The organism is Streptomyces sp. AHA2, from assembly GCF_036857595.1.
GTDB lineage: Bacteria > Actinomycetota > Actinomycetes > Streptomycetales > Streptomycetaceae > Streptomyces.
Window position 1 is genome coordinate 85036 of sequence record NZ_JAUQWJ010000018.1, and the last position, 19489, is coordinate 104524.

15 protein-coding genes are annotated in these 19489 nt (G+C 70.9%); 14 read left to right on the top strand and 1 reads right to left on the bottom strand.

The window, feature by feature from the left end:
- Positions 1 to 5: 5 nt before the first annotated feature.
- The 14 genes from Q5694_RS27775 to recQ all read left to right on the top strand — a co-directional run bounded on the left by Q5694_RS27775 (position 6) and on the right by recQ (position 18052).
- Entirely contained in the window at positions 6 to 560 is a 555-nt protein-coding gene (locus Q5694_RS27775) for a NuoB/complex I 20 kDa subunit family protein (protein ID WP_007383964.1), read from the top strand.
- Entirely contained in the window at positions 557 to 1303 is a 747-nt protein-coding gene (locus tag Q5694_RS27780; protein WP_333936150.1) for an NADH-quinone oxidoreductase subunit C, read from the top strand. The genes Q5694_RS27775 and Q5694_RS27780 overlap by 4 nt, the downstream gene beginning before the upstream one ends.
- Positions 1300 to 2622, top strand: a complete 1323-nt coding sequence (locus Q5694_RS27785) for an NADH-quinone oxidoreductase subunit D (RefSeq protein WP_333936152.1) — start codon at positions 1300 to 1302, stop codon at positions 2620 to 2622. Before Q5694_RS27780 ends, Q5694_RS27785 begins: the two co-directional genes overlap by 4 nt.
- Positions 2619 to 3479, top strand: a complete 861-nt coding sequence (nuoE, locus tag Q5694_RS27790; RefSeq protein ID WP_333936153.1) for an NADH-quinone oxidoreductase subunit NuoE — start codon at positions 2619 to 2621, stop codon at positions 3477 to 3479. The genes Q5694_RS27785 and nuoE overlap by 4 nt, the downstream gene beginning before the upstream one ends.
- A complete protein-coding gene (gene nuoF, locus Q5694_RS27795; protein WP_443040953.1) occupies positions 3479 to 4825 on the top strand; it encodes an NADH-quinone oxidoreductase subunit NuoF in 1347 nt (448 codons plus the stop codon). Before nuoE ends, nuoF begins: the two co-directional genes overlap by 1 nt.
- The gene (locus Q5694_RS27800) at positions 4822 to 7326 is read left to right on the top strand and encodes an NADH-quinone oxidoreductase subunit G (RefSeq protein WP_333936156.1); all 2505 of its coding nucleotides are present in this window, start codon (positions 4822 to 4824) and stop codon (positions 7324 to 7326) included. The genes nuoF and Q5694_RS27800 overlap by 4 nt, the downstream gene beginning before the upstream one ends.
- A complete protein-coding gene (gene nuoH, locus Q5694_RS27805) occupies positions 7323 to 8699 on the top strand; it encodes an NADH-quinone oxidoreductase subunit NuoH (RefSeq protein WP_333936158.1) in 1377 nt (458 codons plus the stop codon). Before Q5694_RS27800 ends, nuoH begins: the two co-directional genes overlap by 4 nt.
- Positions 8692 to 9357, top strand: a complete 666-nt coding sequence (gene nuoI / locus Q5694_RS27810) for an NADH-quinone oxidoreductase subunit NuoI (RefSeq protein ID WP_333936160.1) — start codon at positions 8692 to 8694, stop codon at positions 9355 to 9357. Before nuoH ends, nuoI begins: the two co-directional genes overlap by 8 nt.
- Entirely contained in the window at positions 9354 to 10196 is an 843-nt protein-coding gene (locus Q5694_RS27815; RefSeq protein WP_333936161.1) for an NADH-quinone oxidoreductase subunit J, read from the top strand. Before nuoI ends, Q5694_RS27815 begins: the two co-directional genes overlap by 4 nt.
- Positions 10193 to 10492 carry an NADH-quinone oxidoreductase subunit NuoK gene (gene nuoK / locus Q5694_RS27820; RefSeq protein ID WP_003992252.1) on the top strand — a complete coding sequence of 100 codons (300 nt, stop codon included), beginning with the start codon at positions 10193 to 10195 and terminating at the stop codon, positions 10490 to 10492. The genes Q5694_RS27815 and nuoK overlap by 4 nt, the downstream gene beginning before the upstream one ends.
- Before the next feature lie 15 nt (positions 10493 to 10507).
- Entirely contained in the window at positions 10508 to 12472 is a 1965-nt protein-coding gene (gene nuoL / locus Q5694_RS27825; RefSeq protein WP_333936163.1) for an NADH-quinone oxidoreductase subunit L, read from the top strand.
- Positions 12473 to 12477: 5 nt separating this feature from the next.
- Entirely contained in the window at positions 12478 to 14049 is a 1572-nt protein-coding gene (locus Q5694_RS27830; RefSeq protein WP_333936164.1) for an NADH-quinone oxidoreductase subunit M, read from the top strand.
- A complete protein-coding gene (gene nuoN, locus Q5694_RS27835; RefSeq protein WP_333936165.1) occupies positions 14046 to 15695 on the top strand; it encodes an NADH-quinone oxidoreductase subunit NuoN in 1650 nt (549 codons plus the stop codon). The genes Q5694_RS27830 and nuoN overlap by 4 nt, the downstream gene beginning before the upstream one ends.
- Positions 15696 to 15964: 269 nt before the next feature.
- Positions 15965 to 18052 carry a DNA helicase RecQ gene (gene recQ, locus Q5694_RS27840; RefSeq protein ID WP_333936192.1) on the top strand — a complete coding sequence of 696 codons (2088 nt, stop codon included), beginning with the start codon at positions 15965 to 15967 and terminating at the stop codon, positions 18050 to 18052.
- 470 nt (positions 18053 to 18522) lie between these two features.
- Here the strand turns inward: recQ and Q5694_RS27850 are convergent, their stop codons facing one another.
- A complete protein-coding gene (locus tag Q5694_RS27850) occupies positions 18523 to 19461 on the bottom strand; it encodes a M56 family metallopeptidase (protein ID WP_333936193.1) in 939 nt (312 codons plus the stop codon).
- Positions 19462 to 19489: the final 28 nt, after the last annotated feature.

The window sequence follows — 19489 nt, forward strand, 5'->3', positions numbered from 1 at the left end:
ACGTCATGGGACTCGAAGAAAAGCTGCCGAGCGGCTTCCTGCTGACCACCGTCGAACAGGCCGCGGGCTGGGTGCGCAAGGCGTCCGTCTTCCCGGCCACGTTCGGACTCGCGTGCTGCGCCATCGAGATGATGACCACCGGCGCCGGCCGGTACGACCTGGCGCGCTTCGGCATGGAGGTCTTCCGCGGTTCGCCCCGCCAGGCGGACCTGATGATCGTCGCCGGCCGGGTCAGCCAGAAGATGGCGCCGGTGCTCCGGCAGGTCTACGACCAGATGCCGAACCCCAAGTGGGTGATCTCCATGGGGGTCTGCGCCTCCTCGGGCGGCATGTTCAACAACTACGCGATCGTCCAGGGCGTCGACCACATCGTGCCGGTCGACATCTACCTCCCCGGCTGCCCGCCCCGGCCGGAGATGCTGATGGACGCCATCCTCAAGCTCCACCAGAAGATCCAGTCCTCCAAGCTCGGCGTGAACGCCGAGGAGGCGGCCCGTGAGGCGGAGGAGGCGGCGCTCAAGGCCCTGCCCACCATCGAGATGAAGGGGCTGCTGCGGTGAGCGACGCGCACAAGGACGCAGACGGCGTGAACCCCGACAAGGCGCTCTCCGCCGAGAACCTGCCGGGCCAGCGCGGCCAGGGCGGCGAGGAGATCCGGGTCCAGCACGGGATGTTCGGCGCCGACAACGGCGGCGACACCACCGGTTACGGCGGCCTGGTCCGCTCGGTCCGGCTCCCGGGACCGGCGAGCCGCCCCTACGGCGGCTGGTTCGACGAGGTCGCCGACGAGCTGGAGGGCGCACTGGAGGAACAGGGACTGCTCCCGGACAACGCCATCGAGAAGACGGTGGTGGACCGCGACGAGCTGACCTTCCACATCGAGCGCGAGCACCTGGTGACGGTCGCCCGCACCCTGCGGGACGACCCGGCGCTGCGCTTCGAGCTGTGCACCGGCGTCAGCGGCGTGCACTACCCGAACGACAAGGGCCGCGAGCTGCACGCCGTCTACCACCTGCGCTCGATCACCCACAACCGGGTGATCCGCCTGGAGGTCAGCTGCCCCGACGGCGACCGGCACATCCCGTCGCTGTTCTCCGTGTACCCCACGAACGACTGGCACGAGCGCGAGACGTACGACTTCTTCGGCATCGTCTTCGACGGCCACCCCGCCCTGACCCGGATCATGATGCCGGACGACTGGCAGGGCCATCCGCAGCGCAAGGACTACCCCCTCGGCGGCATCCCCGTCGAGTACAAGGGCGCCCAGATCCCGGCTCCGGACCAGCGGAGGTCGTACTCATGAGCACTTCCCACGCCTCCCCCCGGGAGACCACCGAAGGCACCGTCTACACGGTCACCGGCGGCGACTGGGACGAGGTCGTCCAGTCCGCGGCCCGGGCCGACGACGAGCGCATCGTCGTCAACATGGGCCCGCAGCACCCCTCCACGCACGGGGTGCTCCGCCTGATCCTGGAGATCGAGGGCGAGACCGTCACCGAGGCCCGCTGCGGCATCGGCTACCTCCACACCGGCATCGAGAAGAACCTCGAGTACCGGACGTGGACGCAGGGCACCACGTTCGTGACGCGCATGGACTACCTGACGCCGTTCTTCAACGAGACGGCGTACTGCCTCGGCGTCGAGAAGCTCCTCGGCATCGAGGACCAGATCCCCGACCGCGCCTCGATCATCCGCGTGCTCCTGATGGAGCTGAACCGGCTGTCCTCGCACCTGGTGTGCATCGCCACCGGCGGCATGGAGCTCGGCGCCACGACGATCATGATCTACGGCTTCCGTGATCGTGAACTCATCCTCGACATCTACGAGCTGATCACCGGCCTGCGGATGAACCACGCGTACATCCGTCCCGGCGGACTCGCCCAGGACCTGCCGCCCGGCGCGGTGGACCAGATCCGCGAGTTCGTGAAGAAGATGAACAAGAACCTCCCGGAGTACGACAAGCTCGCCACCGGGAACCCCATCTTCAAGGCCCGGATGCAGGACGTCGGCTACCTCGATCTGGCCGGCTGCATGGCCCTCGGCGCGACGGGCCCGATCCTGCGCTCCACCGGCCTGCCGCACGACCTGCGCAAGGCCCAGCCGTACTGCGGCTACGAGACGTACGACTTCGACGTCCCGACCTCCGACACCTGCGACTCCTACGGCCGCTTCCTGATCCGGCTGGAGGAGATGCGCCAGTCGTTGCGGATCATCGAGCAGTGCCTGGACCGGCTGGAGCCCGGACCGGTCATGGTCGCCGACAAGAAGATCGCCTGGCCCGCCCAGCTCGCGCTGGGACCCGACGGGCTCGGCAACTCCCTCGACCACATCAAGAAGATCATGGGCACCTCCATGGAGGCCCTGATCCACCACTTCAAGCTGGTCACCGAGGGCTTCCGGGTGCCGCCGGGCCAGGCCTACGTGGCCGTCGAGTCGCCCAAGGGCGAACTCGGGGTGCACGTCGTGTCCGACGGCGGCACCCGCCCCTACCGGGTCCACTTCCGCGACCCGTCCTTCACCAACCTGCAGGCCATGGCGGCGATGTGCGAGGGCGGCCAGGTCGCCGACGTCATCGTCGCCGTCGCGTCCATCGACCCCGTGATGGGAGGCGTCGACCGGTGACCACCTCATCCTCCGAGCGGGGCGTCAGCCTGGGCATGCCCGAACTGCCCGCGCCCGCCTACCCGGACGACGTCCGGGCCCGGCTGGAGACCGACGCGCGCGAGATCATCGCCCGCTACCCGGACTCCCGCTCCGCCCTCCTGCCGCTGCTGCACCTCGTGCAGTCCGAGGAGGGGCACGTCACCCGCACCGGCATGCGGTTCTGCGCCGACATGCTCGGCCTGACCACCGCCGAGGTCACCGCCGTCGCCACCTTCTACACCATGTACCGGCGCAAGCCGAGCGGTGACTACCAGGTGGGCGTCTGCACCAACACCCTGTGCGCGGTCATGGGCGGCGACGCCATCTTCGAGGAGCTCCAGGAGCACCTGGGCGTCGGCAACGGCGAGACCACCGGCGACGGCAAGGTCACCCTGGAACACATCGAGTGCAACGCGGCCTGCGACTTCGCGCCGGTGGTGATGGTCAACTGGGAGTTCTTCGACAACCAGACCCCGGCCAGCGCCAAGAGCCTCGTCGACGACCTGCGCGCGGGACGCCCGGTCACCCCCACGCGCGGGGCGCCGCTGTGCTCCTTCAAGGAGACCGCCCGGATCCTGGCCGGCTTCCCCGACGAGCGCGACGGGGCCGTCGAGGCCGGCGGCAGCGCCGGGCCCGCCTCCCTGGTCGGCCTGAAGCTCGCCAAGGGCGAGGCGTCCCCCGCGCGCGTGGTGCACCCGCGCGGTGAACAGGCCCGCACGGACGCGCCGCACGAACCGTCCCCGACGGAGCACCTGAGCTCGCACGACGCGCCGCAGGACACATCGGCCTCCGACCCGGCCCACCCGGCCGGGCCCACCGCCGAGGAGGGGGAGTGATGACCTTGGCACCCGAGCTGAAAGACATGAGCCCCGAGAAGCTGCTCGCACCGGTGCTGTCGGCCTTCTGGGACGAGGACAAGTCCTGGACGCTGGACGTCTACCGGCGCCACGACGGCTACGAAGGGCTGCGCAAGGCCCTCGCCATGACGCCGGACGACGTCATCGCCTACGTCAAGGAATCCGGACTGCGCGGACGCGGCGGCGCCGGCTTCCCCACCGGGATGAAGTGGCAGTTCATCCCCCAGGGGGACGGAAAGCCCCACTACCTCGTGGTCAACGCCGACGAGTCGGAGCCGGGGACCTGCAAGGACATCCCGCTCCTGTTCGCCAACCCGCACAGCCTCATCGAGGGCATGATCATCGCGTGCTACGCGATCCGGTCGTCGCACGCCTTCATCTACCTGCGCGGTGAGGTCGTCCCCGTGCTGCGGCGGTTGCACTCCGCCGTGCGCGAGGCCTACGAGGCGGGCTTCCTCGGCGAGAACATCCTGGACAGCGGACTCGACCTCGACATCACCGTGCACGCGGGCGCGGGCGCGTACATCTGCGGTGAGGAGACCGCGCTGCTCGACTCGCTGGAAGGCCGCCGGGGCCAGCCGCGGCTCCGTCCCCCCTTCCCCGCCGTCGCGGGCCTCTACGCGTGCCCGACCGTGGTGAACAACGTCGAATCGATCGCGTCGGTTCCCGCGATCATGCACCGGGGCAAGGAGTGGTTCCGCTCGCTGGGGAGCGAGAAGTCCCCGGGCTTCACCCTCTACTCCCTCTCCGGCCACGTCGCCAGCCCCGGCCAGTACGAGGCGCCGCTCGGGATCACGCTGCGCCAGCTGCTGGAGATGAGCGGCGGCATGCGCCCCGGGCACCGCCTCAAGTTCTGGACGCCGGGCGGCTCCTCCACCCCGATGTTCACCGACGAGCACCTGGACGTCCCCCTCGACTACGAGGGCGTGGGGGCCGCCGGTTCCATGCTCGGCACCAAGGCACTGCAGTGCTTCGACGAGACGACCTGCGTGGTCCGCGCCGTCACGCGCTGGACGGAGTTCTACGCCCACGAGTCCTGCGGCAAGTGCACGCCCTGCCGCGAGGGCACGTACTGGCTCGTGCAGCTGCTGCGCGACATCGAGGCCGGCAAGGGACAGATGTCCGACCTCGACAAGCTGAACGACATCGCCGACAACATCAACGGCAAGTCCTTCTGCGCCCTCGGCGACGGCGCCGCCTCGCCGATCTTCTCCTCGCTGAAGTACTTCCGCGAGGAGTACGAGCAGCACATCACGGGCCGGGGCTGCCCCTTCGACCCGGCCAAGTCGACGGCCTGGGCCGACCGCACGGAGGTGAACGCATGACCGTGACCACCAGCTCTCCCTCCGGCGGGGGGCAGGCGGCGGTCCCGCCGGAGGACCTCGTGTCGCTGACGATCGACGGCATCGAGATCAGCGTGCCCAAGGGCACCCTGGTCATCCGGGCCGCCGAACAGCTCGGCATCGAGATCCCCCGGTTCTGCGACCACCCCCTCCTCGACCCGGCGGGCGCCTGCCGCCAGTGCATCGTCGAGGTCGAGGGCCAGCGCAAGCCGATGGCCTCCTGCACCATCACCTGCACCGACGGCATGGTCGTCAAGACCCACCTCACCTCCCCGGTCGCGGAGAAGGCCCAGAAGGGTGTGATGGAGCTCCTGCTCATCAACCACCCCCTGGACTGCCCCGTCTGCGACAAGGGCGGCGAGTGCCCGCTGCAGAACCAGGCCATGTCGCACGGCGACGCCGAGTCCCGCTTCGAGGGCCGCAAGCGGACCTACGCCAAGCCCGTCCCCATCTCCACGCAGGTGCTGCTCGACCGCGAGCGGTGCGTGCTGTGCGCCCGGTGCACCCGGTTCTCCAACCAGGTCGCGGGCGACCCGATGATCGAGCTGATCGAGCGGGGCGCGCTCCAGCAGGTCGGCACCGGCGAGGGCGACCCGTTCGAGTCGTACTTCTCCGGCAACACCATCCAGATCTGCCCCGTCGGCGCGCTGACCTCGGCGGCGTACCGGTTCCGTTCCCGCCCGTTCGACCTGGTCTCCTCCCCGTCGGTGTGCGAGCACTGCTCCGGCGGCTGCGCCACGCGCACCGACCACCGGCGCGGCAAGGTCATGCGGCGGCTCGCGGCCGAGGACCCGGAGGTCAACGAGGAGTGGATCTGCGACAAGGGCCGCTTCGCCTTCCGGTACGCCCAGCAGCGCGACCGGCTGGACACGCCCCTGGTGCGCAACGCCGAGGGTGACCTGCAGCCGGCCTCCTGGCCCGAGGCGCTGCAGATCGCGGCCCAGGGGCTGCTGGCCTCCCGCGGCCGCACCGGTGTCCTGACCGGCGGCCGCCTGACGGTCGAGGACGCCTACGCGTACAGCAAGTTCGCGCGCGTGGCGCTGGACACCAACGACATCGACTTCCGCGCGCGCGTGCACAGCGGCGAGGAGGCCGACTTCCTCGCCGCGCAGATCGCCGGCCGCGGCCGGGACCTCGACGGCACCGGCGTCACCTACGCCGCGCTGGAGAAGGCCCCCGCCGTCCTGCTGGTCGGCTTCGAGGCGGAGGAGGAGGCGCCCGGCGTCTTCCTGCGGCTGCGCAAGGCCTGGCGCAAGCACGGGCAGCGGACCTTCTCGCTCGCCACGCACACCACCCGGGGCTTGGAGAAGGCCGGCGGCACGCTGCTGCCGGCGGCTCCCGGCACCGAGACCGAGTGGCTGGACGCGCTCGCGAGCGGCGCCGGGCTGGAGGGCGACGGGGCCACCGCCGCCGAGGCGCTGCGCGCCGAGGGCGCGGTGATCGTGGTCGGCGAGCGGCTCGCCGCCGTGGCCGGCGGACTGACCTCCGCCGTGCGCACCGCCGCCGCGACCGGCGCCCGCCTGGTGTGGATCCCGCGCCGGGCCGGGGAGCGCGGCGCGATCGAGGCGGGCGCGCTGCCGTCGCTGCTGCCCGGCGGACGCCCGGCGACCGACCCCCGCGCGCGGGACGAGGTCGCCGCCGTCTGGGGCGTCGCCGGCCTGCCGCACCGCTACGGCCGCGACACCGGCCAGATCGTGGAGGCCGCCGCCACCGGCGAACTCCAGGCGCTGCTGGTGGCGGGCGTGGAGATCGCCGACCTGCCCGACCCGGCACGGGCGCGTGCCGCGCTCGACGAGGTGGGCTTCCTGGTCTCCCTGGAGCTGCGGCCCAGCGAGATCTCCCGCAAGGCCGACGTGGTCCTGCCGGTCGCCGCGGTCGCCGAGAAGGCCGGCACCTTCCTTAACTGGGAAGGCCGGATCCGCTTCTTCGAGGCCGCGCTCAAGCCCGACCAGATGACCCGCACGCTCGCGCCCACCGACGCGCGCGTGCTGCAGATGCTCGCCGACGCCATGGACGTCCACCTGGGGCTGCCGGATCTGCGCACCGTGCGCGCGGAGATCGACCGGCTCGGCGCCTGGGACGGCCCGCGGGCCGGTGAACCCCTGGAGACCGCGGCGGCGCTGCCCCGCCCGGCCGCCGGGGAGGCCGTGCTCGCCGGGCACCGGCTGCTGCTGGACCAGGGCGTCCTGCAGCAGGGCGACGAGGCCCTCGCCGGCACCCGGCACGCCGCACGCGCGCGTGTGTCGGCCCCGACGGCCGCCGAGGCGGGCGTCGAGGACGGCGACCTCCTCGCGGTGACCGGACCCCGGGGAGTGGTCGAACTCCCGCTGCAGATCACCGACATGCCCGACCGGGTGGTGTGGCTGCCGCTGAACTCCGCCGGCGGCGGCGTCGCCTCCGACACGGGGGCGCGGCCCGGCTCCCTCGTCCGCATCGGCCCGGCGGCCCTCGCCGGCGAGGCCCCCAAGGAGGTGGAGGCATGAGCCCGTCCCTCGCCGCTGAAGACCTCTCGATGTTCGGCACCGACCCCTGGTGGCTGGTCGTCGTCAAGGCGGTCTTCTGCTTCGCCTTCCTGATGGTGACCGTGCTGGTCTCCATCGTCATGGAGCGCAAGGTCGTCGCCTGGATGCAGCTGCGCATCGGGCCCAACCGGCACGGCCCCTGGGGCATGCTCCAGTCGCTCGCCGACGGCATCAAGCTGATGCTGAAGGAGGACGTCGTCGTCAAGCGCGCGGACAAGGCGGTGTACGTCCTCGCGCCGATCATCGCGGCCATCCCGGCCTTCATGGCGATCGCGGTGATCCCCTTCGGCCCGGCCGGCAACGAGATCTCGGTCTTCGGCCAGCGCACCACCATGCAGCTCACCGACCTGCCGATCGCGATGCTGTACATCCTCGCGGTCGCCTCGGTCGGCATCTACGGCATCGTCCTGGCCGGCTGGAGCTCCGGCTCGACCTACCCGCTGCTGGGCGGCCTGCGCTCCTGCGCGCAGATGATCTCCTACGAGATCGCGATGGGCGCCGCCTTCGCCTCGGTGTTCCTCTACTCCGGGTCGATGTCGACGTCGACGATCGTCGAGGGGCAGACCGACCGCTGGTACATCGTGCTGCTGCCGGTCTCCTTCATCCTCTACATCGTCACCATGGTCGGCGAGACCAACCGCGCCCCCTTCGACATGCCGGAGTCCGAGGGCGACCTGGTCGGCGGCTTCAACACCGAGTACTCGTCGATCAAGTTCGCGATGTTCATGCTCGCCGAGTACGTCAACATGGTGACCGTCTCGGCCGTCGCCACCACGCTGTTCCTCGGCGGCTGGCGGGCCCCCTGGCCCATCAGCACCTTCTGGGAGGGCGCCAACCACGGCTGGTGGCCGCTGCTGTGGTTCACCGTCAAGGTCCAGCTGCTGCTGTTCATGTTCATCTGGATCCGCGGCACCCTCCCGCGCGTCCGCTACGACCAGCTGATGAAGCTCGGCTGGAAGGTCCTCATCCCGGTCTCGCTGGTGTGGCTGATGCTCGTCGCGAGCGTCCGGGCCCTGCGCAACGAGGGCTACGACTTCGCCGACATCGCCCTGTACGTCGGTGGTGCCGTGCTCGCCCTGCTGCTGCTCTCCTTCGTCGCCGACATGTTCCGCGAGAAGGCCAAGCAGGCCGAACAGCCGGCCGAGGCCCCGGCCGCCTTCGACCCGATGGCGGGCGGGTTCCCCGTACCGCCCCTGCCGGGACAGGAACTCCCGCCGGTTCCGCGCCGGCGCCCGCGCCGGGAGCGGGAGCTGATTGTCAGTGGCGGGCCCGATACTCAGAGTGACGGATCTCTGGGCGGATCTACGGATGGAAAGGAGGCGTCCGATGGCTGAGGAAATCGAGCGTTCGCAGGCCGAGGAACCGAAGGACACCAAACCCGGTTACATGAATCCGGTGGCCGGTTTCGGCGTGACCTTCAAGGCCATGTTCAAGAAGCGGCTGACCGAGCAGTACCCGGAGCAGCAGAAGGTCACGGCTCCGCGCTTCCACGGGCGGCACCAGCTCAACCGCCATCCGGACGGCCTGGAGAAGTGCGTCGGCTGCGAGCTGTGCGCCTGGGCCTGCCCCGCCGACGCCATCTACGTGGAGGGCGCCGACAACACCGACGAGGAGCGCTACTCGCCGGGCGAGCGCTACGGGCGCGTCTACCAGATCAACTACGCCCGCTGCATCCTGTGCGGCCTGTGCATCGAGGCGTGCCCCACGCGCGCGCTGACCATGACCAACGAGTTCGAGCTGGCCGACTCCAGCCGCGCCAACCTCATCTACACCAAGGAGCAGTTGCTCGCCGGTCTCGAGGAGGGCATGGTCGACACGCCCCACGCCATCTACCCCGGGACCGACGAACAGGACTACTACCGGGGCCTGGTGACGGAGGCCGCGCCCGGCACCGAGCGGCAGGTCGCCCACTCCAAGGGCGAGGTCGTGCAGGAGGCCGACACGACCTTCGGCGGGACGGAACCGGCGTCGGAGAAGGTGGTCGGCCGATGACCGCCCAGCTCGCCGCCTACTCCACCTCCACCGGAGAGGCCGTCCAGTTCTGGATCCTCGGCACGGTCGCGGTGATCGGCGCCCTGTGCACCATCCTCATGAAGAGGGCCGTGCACAGCGCGCTGTGCCTCGCCGGGACCATGATCATTCTTGCGGTGTTCTACCTCGCCAACGGCGCCTACTTCCTGGGCGTCGTGCAGATCGTCGTCTACACGGGCGCGATCATGATGCTGTTCCTGTTCGTGGTGATGCTGGTCGGCGTCACCGCGGCGGACTCCCTGAAGGAGACCATCAAGGGCCAGCGCTGGCTCGCCCTGCTGTGCGGACTCGGTTTCGGCATCCTGCTGATCGCCGGGATCGGCAACGCCTCCCTCAAGGAGTTCAACGGCATCGGCCAGGCCAACGCCGGGGGCAACGTCGAGGGCCTCGCCGCCCTCCTCTTCACCCGGTACGTCTTCGCGTTCGAGATCACCGGTGCCCTGCTGATCACGGCCGCCGTCGGCGCCATGGTGCTCACCCACCGCGAGCGCACCGAGCGGGCCAAGACGCAGCGGGAGCTGGCCGAGGAGCGCGTCCGCAAGGGCACGTACCTGCCGCCGCTGCCGGCGCCCGGTGTCTACGCCCGGCACAACGCGGTCGACATCGCGGGCCTGCTGCCCGACGGCACCCCGTCCGACCTCACCGTCAGCAAGACGCTGCGCGACCGCGGCCAGGTCCGCGACGTGTCGCAGGAGGCGCTCAACGACCTCAAGGCCCTGGAGCAGCGGGCCGAGGAGCGCCTGGAGCGCAGGGCGGTCGGGCCGGCGAAGTTCCAGCGGTCCGAGGAGGCGTCGAAGTGAACCCCGTCAACTACCTCTACCTCGCGGCCCTGTTGTTCACCATCGGCGCCACCGGCGTGCTGATCAGGCGCAACGCGATCGTGGTGTTCATGTGCATCGAGCTGATGCTCAACGCCTGCAACCTCGCGTTCGTCGCCTTCTCCCGCATGCACGGCAACCTCGACGGCCAGATCATCGCCTTCTTCACGATGGTCGTCGCCGCCGCGGAGGTCGTGGTCGGGCTCGCGATCATCGTGTCCCTGTTCCGTGCCCGCCACTCGGCCTCGGTCGACGACGCCAGCCTGATGAAGCTGTAAGGGGTCGGGAGAAAAGTGGAGAACCTGATTGCGCTGCTGGTGGCGGCGCCCCTGCTCGGAGCGGCGGTGCTGCTGTGCGGCGGACGCCGGCTGGACGCCGTCGGCCACTGGCTCGGCACCCTGCTCGCGGCCGCCTCCTTCGTGCTCGGCCTGGTGCTGTTCAGCGACATGCTCGCCCAGGACGCCGACCAGCGCCTGATGAGCCAGCACCTGTTCAGCTGGATCCCGGTCGAGGGCTTCCAGGCGGACGTCGCCTTCCAGCTCGACCAGCTGTCCATGACGTTCGTGCTGCTGATCACGGGCGTCGGGACGCTGATCCACCTGTACTCCGTCGGGTACATGGAGCACGACGAGCGCCGCCGCCGCTTCTTCGGCTATCTGAACCTGTTCCTCGCGGCGATGCTGATCCTCGTCCTCGCCGACAACTACCTGCTGCTGTACGTCGGCTGGGAGGGCGTCGGTCTCGCCTCCTACCTGCTGATCGGTTTCTGGCAGCACAAGCCCAGTGCCGCGACGGCCGCCAAGAAGGCCTTCCTGGTCAACCGCGTGGGCGACATGGGCCTGTCCATCGCGATCATGCTGATGTTCCTGTGGTTCGGCACCTTCGCCTTCGGGCCGGTGCTCGGCGGCCACGAGGAGGCGGGACTCGCCGGAGCGGCCGGTGAGGACAAGCTCACCGCCATCGCGCTGATGTTGCTGCTCGCCGCCTGCGGAAAGTCCGCCCAGGTGCCGCTGCAGTCCTGGCTCGGGGACGCGATGGAGGGCCCGACCCCGGTCTCGGCCCTCATCCACGCCGCGACCATGGTGACCGCGGGCGTCTACCTGATCGTCCGCTCCGCGGCCGTCTTCAACGGCGCCCCGGACGCGCAGCTGGTCGTCACCATCGTCGGCGCGGTCACGCTGCTGTTCGGTGCGATCGTCGGTTGCGCGAAGGACGACATCAAGAAGGCCCTGGCCGGCTCGACCATGTCGCAGATCGGCTACATGATCCTCGCCGCGGGCCTCGGCCCCATCGGCTACGTCTTCGCGATCATGCACCTGGTGACGCACGGCTTCTTCAAGGCCGGCCTCTTCCTCGGCGCCGGTTCGGTCATGCACGGCATGAACGACGAGGTCGACATGCGCAGGTACGGCGGCCTGAGGAAGTACATGCCGGTCACCTTCGTCACCTTCGGCCTCGGCTACCTGGCGATCATCGGCTTCCCGGGCCTGTCCGGCTTCTTCTCCAAGGACAAGATCATCGAGGCGGCGTTCGCCAAGGGCGGCACCGAGGGCTGGATCCTCGGCGCCTGCGCCCTGCTCGGCGCGGCCATCACCGCCTTCTACATGACGCGCGTGATGCTGATGACGTTCTTCGGCGAGGAGCGCTGGCGCAACGCCCCGACCCCGTCCCCGGCCCGGCCGGACGTGGAGCCCGCCGCCGAGACGCGCGGCGAGTACACCCCGCCGCACCCGCACGAGTCGCCCAAGATCATGACCGTCCCGATGATCCTGCTGGCCGTCGGGTCGGTCGCGGGCGGCGCGTTCTTCAGCATCGGCGACCGGTTCCTGCACTGGCTGGAGCCCGTCACCGGTCACAGCCACGGTCATCCGCCGATCAGCGCGGGCGTGGTCACCGGCGCGACCGTGGCGTGCATGGTCATCGGTGTGGCCATCGCCTGGGCGCAGTACGGCCGCCGCCCGGTCCCGGCCGTCGCCCCGCGCGGCTCGCTGCTCACCCGGGCCGCCCGGCGCGACCTGTACCAGGACGACGTCAACCACGTCGTCCTGGTCCGCGGCGGCGAGCACCTCACGCGCTCCCTGGTCTACGTCGACCACACCCTGGTCGACGGTGTGGTCAACGGCACGGCGGCCTCGGTCGGCGGCCTGTCCGGGCGGATGCGCAAGCTGCAGAACGGCTTCGCCCGCTCCTACGCGGTCTCGATGTTCGGCGGCGCCGCGGTCATCGTCGCCGCGACCCTGCTGATGAGGGCGGTCTGATACCGATGTCCTTTCCCCTGCTGACAGCGACAGCGGCGCTCCCGGCCCTCGGGGCGATCGCCACGGCCGCCGTGCCGGCCGCGAAGCGCACCGCCGCCAAGTGGCTGGCGCTGCTCTTCTCGCTCGCCACCCTCGCCCTCGCGGTCACCGTCCTGGTCCGCTTCGACCCGGACGGCGACCGCTACCAGCTCACCGAGTCCCACGCCTGGATCGCCGACTTCGGCGTCCGCTACGAACTGGGCGTGGACGGCATCGGCGTGGCGCTCATCGGGCTCACCGCGCTGCTGATGCCCTTCATCATCCTGGCGGGCTGGCACGACGCCGACCCCCTGGAGACCGGCAGCAGCCGGTGGCGGCCGACGCAGGGCTTCTTCGCGCTGATCCTCGCCGTCGAGGCGATGGTGATCCTCTCCTTCGAGGCCACCGACGTCTTCCTCTTCTACATCTTCTTCGAAGCCATGCTGATCCCGATGTACTTCCTCATCGGCGGCTTCGGCGACCGTGCCCACGAGCACGGCGAGAAGGCGGCGGCGACGCAACGCTCGTACGCGGCGGTGAAGTTCCTCCTCTACAACCTGGCCGGCGGCCTGATCATGCTGGCCGCGGTGATCGGCCTGTACGTGGTCGCGGGGAACTTCTCCCTTCAGGAGATCGCCGAGGCCCGGGCCAACGGCTCGCTGGACATGGCGACCAGCACCGAACGCTGGCTGTTCCTCGGCTTCTTCTTCGCCTTCGCGGTGAAGGCGCCGCTGTGGCCGCTGCACACCTGGCTGCCCAACGCGATGCAGGAGTCCACGGCCCCGGTCGCGGTCCTCATCACGGCGGTCGTCGACAAGGTCGGCACCTTCGCGATGCTCCGCTTCTGCCTCCAGCTCTTCCCGGAGGCCAGCAAGTGGGCCACGCCCGCGATCCTCGTCCTCGCCCTGATCAGCATCATCTACGGGGCGCTGCTCGCGGTCGGCCAGCGCGACATCAAGCGGCTGGTGGCCTACGCGTCGATCTCCCACTTCGGCTTCATCATCATGGGCATCTTCGCGATGACGAGCCAGGGCCAGTCCGGCGCGACGCTGTACATGATCAACCACGGCATCTCGACGGCCGCGCTGATGCTGGTCGCGGGCTTCCTGATCTCCCGGCGCGGTTCGCGGCTCATCGCCGACTACGGCGGGGTGCAGAAGGTCGCCCCGGTGCTCGCCGGCACGTTCCTGATCGGCAGCCTGGCGACGCTGTCCCTGCCGGGGCTGGCGCCGTTCGTCAGTGAGTTCCTGGTCCTGGTCGGCACGTTCACGCGCTACCCGGTCATCGGCATCATCGCCACCTTCGGCATCGTCCTCGCCGCGCTCTACACCCTCGTGCTGTACCAGCGGACGATGACGGGCCCGGTGAAGCCGGAGGTGTCCGCGATGCCGGACCTCAGGATCCGCGAACTCGTGGTCGTCGCGCCGCTGGTCGCGCTGCTGATCTTCCTGGGCGTCTACCCGAAGCCCGTCACGGACATCGTCAACCCGGCGGTCGAGCAGACCATGTCCGACGTTCAGAAGAAGGACCCCCAGCCCGAGGTGGAGGCGGCCAAGTGAGCGCATCAGCCGTCCACAGCCTGTGGACAACCGCGGCCGACCCGATCACCAAGATCGACGCGCCGAAGTTCGAGTACGGACAACTGGCGCCCACCCTGATCGTCGTGGGAGCGGCGATCGTCGGGATCCTGGTCGAGGCGTTCGTACCGCGCAAATCCCGTTACTACGTCCAGATGTTCGTGTCCGTCGTGGCACTCGCCGCCGCCTTCGCCGCGGTCGTCGCCCTCGCGGCCGACGGGTACGGCACGACCAAGGCGCGCATCGCGGCGATGGGTGCGATCGCCGTCGACGGACCGGCCCTGTTCCTGCAGGGCACGATCCTGCTCGTGGCGCTGGTCGGCCTGTTCACCTTCGCCGAGCGGCGCCTGGACCCGGCGGCGCACGGCAACCGCGTCGACTCCTTCGCCGCGCAGGCCGCCTCGGTGCCGGGCAGCGAGAGCGAGAAGGCCGCGGTGAAGGCCGGGTTCACCACCACCGAGGTGTTCCCGCTGCTGATGTTCGCCGTGGCCGGCATGCTGATCTTCCCGGCGGCGAACGACCTGCTGACGCTGTTCGTCGCCCTGGAGGTCTTCTCGCTGCCGCTGTACCTGCTGTGCGCCCTGGCCCGCCGCAAGCGGCTCATGTCGCAGGAGGCGGCGGTCAAGTACTTCCTGCTCGGCGCGTTCGCCTCCGCCTTCACCCTGTTCGGCATCGCGCTGCTGTACGGCTACGCGGGCTCGATGTCCTACGCGACGATCGCGCAGGTCGTCGACGGCACCGTCCAGGACGTGAACCCGGCGCTCGCCGCCACCATGGGCAACGACGCGCTGCTGCTGGTCGGCGCCGCGCTGCTGGTGATGGGCCTGCTGTTCAAGGTGGGCGCGGTGCCGTTCCACATGTGGACGCCGGACGTGTACCAGGGCGCGCCGACCCCGGTGACCGGCTTCATGGCGGCGGCGACGAAGGTCGCGGCCTTCGGCGCGCTGCTGCGGGTGCTGTACGTCGTCCTGCCGGGGCTGCGCTGGGACTGGCGGCCGGTGATGTGGGCGGTGGCGATCGTCACCATGCTGGGCGGTGCGATCGTGGCGATCACGCAGACCGACATCAAGCGGCTGCTGGCGTACTCGTCGATCGCGCACGCCGGGTTCATCCTCGCGGGTGTCATCGCGACCACGCCCGACGGCGTCTCGTCCGTCCTCTTCTACCTGGCCGCGTACTCGTTCGTGACGGTCGGCGCCTTCGCCGTGGTCACGCTGGTGCGCGACGCGGGCGGTGAGGCGACACACCTGTCCAAGTGGGCCGGGCTCGGACGCAGGTCCCCGCTGGTCGCGGCCGTGTTCGCGGTGTTCCTGCTCGCCTTCGCGGGCATTCCGCTGACGTCGGGCTTCGCCGGGAAGTTCGCCGTGTTCAAGGCGGCGGCGGAGGGCGGGGCCGCCCCGCTCGTCGTCATCGGCGTGGTCTCGTCGGCCATCGCGGCGTTCTTCTACATCCGCGTCATCGTGCTGATGTTCTTCAGCGAGCCGCGGCCGGAGGGCCCGACGGTGGCGGTGCCGTCGCCGCTGACCATGGCGGCGATCGGAATGGGCGTGGCGGTCACGCTCGTGCTCGGTGTGGCACCGCAGTACTTCCTGGACCTGGCGGGGCAGGCGGGCGTCTTCGTCCGCTGACCCCCCGGCCCGCGGCGGCCCGGCTCCTCTCGGGGGGAGCCGGGCCGCCGTGCTGTGCGGCGGGCCGGGTCGGCCGCCGGTGCGTGCGGCGCCCGGGAGGCGAGGCCGGTACCGTTCGGGGTGATATCGAACAGATGCGGAAGGAAGCCGCCGGTCGCCGGTCGGCCACGGAGGGACACGGGCGTCGCCTGTGGACAACTGCGGTGCTGTCGGTGGGTGCGCCTATCGTGGACGCAGTGGTCGAGGGACGACGTACGGGGGACACGACGATGGGCGGGACGGGCGGTATCGCCGAGATGGCAGTGACCGAGAACGAGGCCCTGGCCACGCTGCACCGGGTCTTCGGGTACGAGGCCTTCCGGGGTGAGCAGGAGGCGGTCGTCGAGCATGTGGTGTCCGGCGGGGACGCCGTGGTGCTCATGCCGACCGGCGCCGGGAAGTCCCTGTGCTACCAGATCCCCGCCCTGGTCAGACCGGGCACGGGGGTGGTGGTCTCCCCACTGATCGCGCTCATGCAGGACCAGGTGGACGCGCTGCGTGCCGCGGGCGTGCGCGCCGGGTTCATGAACTCCACGCAGGACTTCGACGAGCGGCGGATGGTCGAGGCCGAGTTCCTGGCCGGGGAGCTGGACCTGCTGTACCTGGCGCCGGAGCGGCTGCGCCTGGAGAGCACGCTCGACCTGCTCTCCCGGGGCAAGATCTCCGTCTTCGCGATCGACGAGGCGCACTGCGTCTCCCAGTGGGGGCACGACTTCCGGCCGGACTACCTGGCGCTGTCCCTGCTCGGCGAGCGCTGGCCGGACGTGCCGCGGATCGCCCTGACGGCGACGGCCACCCGGGCCACGCACCAGGAGATCACCCAGCGGCTGAACATGCCGTCGGCACGGCACTTCGTGGCGAGCTTCGACCGGCCCAACATCCAGTACCGCATCGTGCCCAAGGCCGACCCGAAGAAGCAGCTGCTGGGCTTCCTGCGCGAGGAGCACCCGGGCGACGCGGGCATCGTCTACTGCCTCTCGCGCAACTCCGTGGACAAGACCGCGGAGTTCCTCAGCCGCAACGGCATCGAGGCGGTGCCCTACCACGCGGGCCTGGACGCGGGCACGCGCGCCGCCCACCAGTCCCGCTTCCTGCGCGAGGACGGCCTGGTCGTGGTGGCGACCATCGCCTTCGGCATGGGCATCGACAAGCCGGACGTCCGTTTCGTCGCCCACCTCGACCTGCCCAAGTCGGTCGAGGGGTACTACCAGGAGACGGGCCGGGCCGGCCGGGACGGTCTGCCGTCGACGGCCTGGATGGCCTACGGGCTCAACGACGTCATCCAGCAGCGCAAGCTGATCCAGTCCGGCGAGGGCGACGAGGCGTTCCGGCGGCGGGCACAGGCCCACCTGGACTCGATGCTGGCGCTGTGCGAGACGGCGCAGTGCCGCAGGGGCCAACTCCTCGCCTACTTCGGCCAGGACCCGGACCCGTCCGGCTGCGGCAACTGCGACACCTGCCTGACACCGCCGGAGACCTGGGACGGCACCGTCGCGGCCCAGAAGGTGCTCTCGACGGTGGTACGGCTCCAGCGGGAGCGCGGGCAGAAGTTCGGGGCGGTGCAGATCGTCGACATCCTGCTGGGCAAGCGCACCGCCAAGGTCATCCAGTTCGACCACGACCAGCTGTCGGTGTTCGGCATCGGTGAGGACCTGAGCGAGCCGGAGTGGCGGGGCGTCATCCGACAGCTGCTGGCCCAGGGCCTGCTCGCGGTGGAGGGCGACTACGGCACGCTGGTGCTGACCGAGGCGAGCGGGGCGGTGCTGCGGCGGGAGCGGGAGGTTCCGCTGCGCAAGGAGCCCGCCAAGCCGGTGACCGGCCGGTCCGGCTCCTCCTCCGGCTCCGGACGGACCGAGCGCAAGGGCAAGGCCGCCGCGGTCGAGCTGCCCGCCCAGCTCCTGCCGGCCTTCGAGGCACTGCGGGCCTGGCGCGCCGAGCAGGCCCGTGAGCAGGGCGTTCCGGCGTACGTCATCTTCCACGACGCGACGCTCAGGGAGATCGTCCAGGCGTGGCCCACGTCGGAGGCGGAGCTGGGCGGGATCAGCGGGGTGGGCGAGAAGAAGCGGGTGACGTACGGGGAGGGCGTGCTGGAGGTGCTCGCCTCGCTGGACGCACCGGCCGACGGGGCCTTTGGAGGCGACGCGCCGTCGGTGCAGGCAGCCGACCCGGTCACGCCGGCGGCCGACGGAGCCGGCGAGGCGCCCGCTCACGCACCCGGCGCGGCTGGAGGTCCGGACCGCGCCTCCGGTCGGGGCGCGGGTGAGCCGGACCTCTGGCCGGAACAGGACGAGGAGCCGGAGTTCGACGACTGGGTGTAGCCCCGACCCCGACGCCCGCCTGTGGGGCGGCCGGGCTCCGGCCGGGGCGCCAAGGACCCGGCCTCCCGGCCGGCTCACCCAGGGCATCGGGCTCCGGCCGGCTGCCGGACGGCTCCCGGCTCCGGCCGGATCAGTGCCGGCCCGGGGCTTCGGCCGGGTCGCGCAGGGCCGCGGCGAGAGCGGGGCCCGTGCCCGGCGGGAGGGTCTCGGCCGGGCACGACGACGGCTGCGCGGGGTACGGCGGGTGACGGGTCGCCCGGGTAGGGCCGCAGGGCGGCGAGATCCGGCTGCTCGTCGGCGAGCGCGAGGAGTTCCAGGAGCCGGGCGGTGGACCGTTCGCCCCGGCTGGGGAAATGGTGTTGCGGCGATGTTGCGCCACCGGGAAGGTGACCGGCCCGACTGCTGAGCTGGCGTTCGGGCGTTCCGGCGCCCGGAACCGCCACCGGCGGCGGGGCCGGGCCCACGCCCTGCTACGACAGGGCCGTCAGCCCCGGGGCGAAGGTGATGAGCAGGGGCACCAGCGGCACGAGCGCGGCCGTGGTGGTGGTCAGGGCGCGGTGCCGGCGGTCCAGCCGCGGCGGGGGCTCCAGCAGCCGGTCGACCCGCTCGCCCAGCAGCCGATGGCTGGAGGCGCAGGACAGCACGCCCCGGTGCTGGTTCAGCTCGATCAGGGCCAGGGCGGTGGTCAGGTGGCCGCAGCGGCGCGAGGCCGTGTCGTCGGCGGCGAGTTCGACCAGCCGGTGTGTCTGGTCGCAGAAGTGCGCGAACAGCGGGATCCGCGGGAAGCCGGTGGCCAGGGCGGTGGACAGGTGCAGCAGCCAGTCGTGGTGGGCCCGGGCGTGGTTGCGTTCGTGGGTGAGCACCGCGTCCAGCTGGTGGCCGGTGAGCCGGTGCAGCGCCCCCGTGGTGACGATCAGCTGGGGCGGACTGCCGGGCATCCACCAGGCGTCCGGGTACTCGTCCTCCAGGACCAGCAGCGGTCCGCGGGCGGCGGGCAGACCGGCCGGCAGGTCGGGGGCGCGCTCGCGCAGATGGGCGCGGGCCCGGGCCCGGCGGCGGCGCGCCTCGACGAGTTCGCGGGCGAGCATCGCGGTCGTCCAGGCGGCCCCGCAGGCCAGCAGCACGGTGAGGGCGGCGGCCCACGCGGGGGCGGCGGACAGGTCGTACGCCGCGGTCACCGCCGGCGGCGCCGGGGCGAAGAGCTGGGCGCGGACCGTGCCGAACACGGCCGCGGCCCCGAGGGCCAGCGCCGTCACGCAGCACAGCAGGACGGTGGCGACCAGGCACTGCCACACCCACAGCGCGACCACCGGTTCCCGCTCGGGCCACGAGGCCCGGGTCAGCGCCCGGGGAACGGGGACGGCGGCCGTCACGGCGACAACGCTCAGCAGGAGCAGGCAGACGGTCATGGCCACGGGCTCCGGTTTCCTGGTGGAA

Excerpts from the sequence above, each read along its gene's own strand:
- recQ (WP_333936192.1), top strand. The coding sequence starts at position 15,965 with ATGGGCGGGACGGGCGGTATCGCCGAGATGGCAGTGACCGAGAACGAG.
- nuoF (WP_443040953.1), top strand. The coding sequence starts at position 3,479 with ATGACCTTGGCACCCGAGCTGAAAGACATGAGCCCCGAGAAGCTGCTC.
- Q5694_RS27785 (WP_333936152.1), top strand. The coding sequence starts at position 1,300 with ATGAGCACTTCCCACGCCTCCCCCCGGGAGACCACCGAAGGCACCGTC.
- Q5694_RS27830 (WP_333936164.1), top strand. The coding sequence starts at position 12,478 with ATGTCCTTTCCCCTGCTGACAGCGACAGCGGCGCTCCCGGCCCTCGGG.
- Q5694_RS27775 (WP_007383964.1), top strand. The coding sequence starts at position 6 with ATGGGACTCGAAGAAAAGCTGCCGAGCGGCTTCCTGCTGACCACCGTC.
- Q5694_RS27815 (WP_333936161.1), top strand. The coding sequence starts at position 9,354 with ATGACCGCCCAGCTCGCCGCCTACTCCACCTCCACCGGAGAGGCCGTC.
- nuoH (WP_333936158.1), top strand. The coding sequence starts at position 7,323 with ATGAGCCCGTCCCTCGCCGCTGAAGACCTCTCGATGTTCGGCACCGAC.
- Q5694_RS27800 (WP_333936156.1), top strand. The coding sequence starts at position 4,822 with ATGACCGTGACCACCAGCTCTCCCTCCGGCGGGGGGCAGGCGGCGGTC.
- Q5694_RS27850 (WP_333936193.1), bottom strand. The coding sequence starts at position 19,461 with ATGACCGTCTGCCTGCTCCTGCTGAGCGTTGTCGCCGTGACGGCCGCC.
- nuoI (WP_333936160.1), top strand. The coding sequence starts at position 8,692 with ATGGCTGAGGAAATCGAGCGTTCGCAGGCCGAGGAACCGAAGGACACC.